We start from the raw sequence: 2716 nt of genomic DNA, 5'->3' as shown, positions 1-2716 counted from the left end.
GCCCTCGGCGCCCCGTCAGCCTCCGGTGGACTACTTCCACGTGGACTGGTGGAAGGGGCTGGTGGAGAAGGTCCCGCTGCTGGAGTACTCGCCCAGGGAGCCCGCCTCCCCGGTGTACGAGCCGGCGAGCCGCAACGTCATCGCGCTGACGCGCGACGGCTACATCCACGCGGTGGGGCCGGACGGCAGCCTCTCCTGGTCGTTCCGCACCGGGGCCCGGGCGCTCGCGGGCGCCATGGTGAGCGAGGGCGTCGTCTACGCGCCCGGCGGTGACGGGACGCTGTACGCGCTCGACGGCGCCACCGGCGCGGTGAAGTGGAAGTACCCGACCAGCGAGTCCCTGGCCACGGTGCCCGTCCTGGCCGACGGGCTGGTGCTGGTGACCACGGACACCGACACGGTGTTCGCGGTGAAGGCATCCGACGGCACGTGGGTCTGGCAGTACCGGCGGGATCCGCCGTCGGGCTTCACCATCCGGGGCGCCTCTGCGCCGAGGGTGGACCAGGGCACCGCCTACGTGGGCTTCTCCGACGGCTTCCTCGTCGCGCTCAAGGTCGAGGACGGCGGCGTCGTCTGGGAGAAGTCCCTGTCGGGCTCCGGGACGGAGTTCCTGGACGTGGACACCACTCCGGCCCTCGACTCGGCGGGGCGGCTCTACGTGGCCTCGTACAAGAGCGGCCTGTACGCGCTGGAGGCGGACTCCGGCGCGGTGCTGTGGAACACCAGCGTGGGCGGCATCACGTCGCTGCTCGCCCGGGGCGAGGTCGTCTTCGCCGCGGGGGACGGCCGGGTGGACGCCTACCTGGGGGAGACGGGGCGGCTCATCTGGTCGCTTCCCCTCAAGGATAGGACGGCCCTGGCGCCGGTGTTGGCCCGGGGAATGCTCCTCGTCCCCAACCAGCGTGCGCTGCTGTTCGTGGACCCGACGACGGGCAAGACGCGCCTGTCGTGGAACCCCGGCGCGGGCATCTCCGCTCCGCCGTACGTGGTGGGCTCGCGGGTGTACGTGCTGTCCAACAACGCGTACCTGTACTCGCTGGACCTGAACAACGTGCAGAAGGGGCCACGCGGGTGACGCGCGCCGCCCCCCGGACGGTGCGGGTGGTGGCCGCGCTGATTCCCCGGCCTCCGCCCGATGACGGCGGGCCGAGGTTCCTGGTCCAGCAGCGACTCCCGGGTGGCAGCAGGGCGCTGCTCTGGGAGTTCCCCGGCGGCAAGGTGGAGGCCGACGAGACGGACGAGGCCGCCCTGGCGCGCGAGTGCCGCGAGGAGCTGGACGTGGAGCTGTCCGTGGGCCGCCGCCTGTGGGAGGGCCGGCACACGTACCCGGACCTCACCGTGGAGCTGGTGCTGTACGCGGCCACGCTGGTGTCAGGCGAGCCGAAGCCGCTGGGCGCGCACCAGCTGGCGTTCCACACGCCCACGGAGATGCAGGCGCTGCCGTTCTGCGAGGCGGACGTGCCGCTCCTGGACGACCTCCTGGCGGGAAGGCTGGGTGTGCTCGATTGATGCTGCTGCACACGTTCCAGCACATCCCCGGCGTGGGGCCGTGGCGGGAGAAGGACCTGTGGTCCAAGGGCATCCGGACCTGGGATGACTTCCCGGATGGCGGCATCGTCATCAGCCGCAAGGCGGACGCGGTGGCCCGCCAGCGCATCGCCGAGGCCCGCGAGGCCCTGGCCCGCAAGGATTTGAAGGAGCTGGCCCGGCTGGTGCCGTCGCGTGAGCACTGGCGGCTGTACCCGGAGTTCCAGGACGACGCCGTCTACTTCGACATCGAGACGGACGGCAGCGAGACGCAGGTGCCCACCGTGGTGAGCCTGTTCGACGCGGCGGGCCTGCACGTCTTCATCCAGGGCCGGAACATGGATGCGCTGCCGGAGGCGATGGCGGCGCGGCGGCTGTGGGTGACGTTCAACGGCTCGTGCTTCGACGTGCCGGTGCTGAAGGAGTACTTCGGCGCGAAGCGCTTCCCGGTGCCGGAGGCGCACATCGACCTGCGCTTCGTCACGCGGCGGCTGGGGATGGGCGGCGGGCTGAAGGAGATTGAAGAGAAGCTGGGCGTGGGCCGGCCGCCGCACCTGAAGGGCACCAACGGGTACGACGCGGTGCTGCTGTGGCGCGCGTACCTGCGGCGGGGCGACGTGGAGGCCCTGCGCTTCCTGGTGGAGTACAACCTCTACGACTCGTTCCAGCTGCGGTCGCTGATGGACCTCTCCTACAACAAGGGCGCGGACGACCTGAACCTGGACGTCCCGCGGCTGAAGGTCTTCGAGCGGGGCGACCTCCTGTACGACGTGAGCCGACTGCTGTTGGAACTGGGACCCACCGAGCGCGACATGGACACCCTCGCGCGGGTGCGGGCCATGGAGCAGGATTCCTGAGCGGCCAGGTGGTCCCCTGGGTCGGCCGGCCGCGGCCCGGCACCCCCTGGGGCATTCCCAGCCGCCGCGTGGAGCTCACCCGGGTCACGACCCTGCCGGTGACGGACGCCGAGTGGGCCGGCGACGGCTTCGTCCCGAGCCCGGGCGGAGATGCGCTGGGGCTCGCGCTGGGCGCGCGCCGGCTCGCGGTGTTCCAGGCCGGTGAGGCGTGGCCGCCCGAGCGGTCGCTGGAGCTGCCCAAGACAGCGCAGCTCATCGCGCTGCACCCGTCGCTCCAGAGCGTGGCGGTGCTGGGGCCGGGGCGCATCGAGATGGTGGGGCTGGGAGCGGAC

Annotated in this window: 4 protein-coding genes; all 4 read left to right on the top strand. The window is 71.8% G+C overall.

Translation table 11 applies throughout. The annotated features are described in order from the left end of the window. On the top strand, positions 1 to 1075 hold a 1075-nt coding region (locus tag D7V93_RS41385; protein WP_120648473.1), incomplete at its 5' end, for an outer membrane protein assembly factor BamB family protein. Then, the gene (locus D7V93_RS41380; protein WP_120648472.1) at positions 1072 to 1509 is read left to right on the top strand and encodes a (deoxy)nucleoside triphosphate pyrophosphohydrolase; all 438 of its coding nucleotides are present in this window, start codon (positions 1072 to 1074) and stop codon (positions 1507 to 1509) included. The genes D7V93_RS41385 and D7V93_RS41380, both read left to right, overlap by 4 nt. After that, a complete protein-coding gene (locus D7V93_RS41375) occupies positions 1509 to 2384 on the top strand; it encodes a ribonuclease H-like domain-containing protein (RefSeq protein ID WP_120648471.1) in 876 nt (291 codons plus the stop codon). Before D7V93_RS41380 ends, D7V93_RS41375 begins: the two co-directional genes overlap by 1 nt. 8 nt (positions 2385 to 2392) lie before the next feature. Further along, positions 2393 to 2716, top strand: a 324-nt coding sequence (locus D7V93_RS41370) for a hypothetical protein (protein ID WP_147451627.1), incomplete at its 3' end; no start/stop codon positions are given.

It is taken from the genome of Corallococcus llansteffanensis, assembly GCF_003612055.1.
In the GTDB taxonomy this organism is placed as follows: domain Bacteria; phylum Myxococcota; class Myxococcia; order Myxococcales; family Myxococcaceae; genus Corallococcus; species Corallococcus llansteffanensis.
The sequence above is the reverse complement of the archived record's forward strand: the minus strand, read 5'-3'. Positions and strand labels throughout refer to the sequence as shown.

Excerpts from the sequence above, each read along its gene's own strand:
- D7V93_RS41375 (WP_120648471.1), top strand. The coding sequence starts at position 1,509 with ATGCTGCTGCACACGTTCCAGCACATCCCCGGCGTGGGGCCGTGGCGG.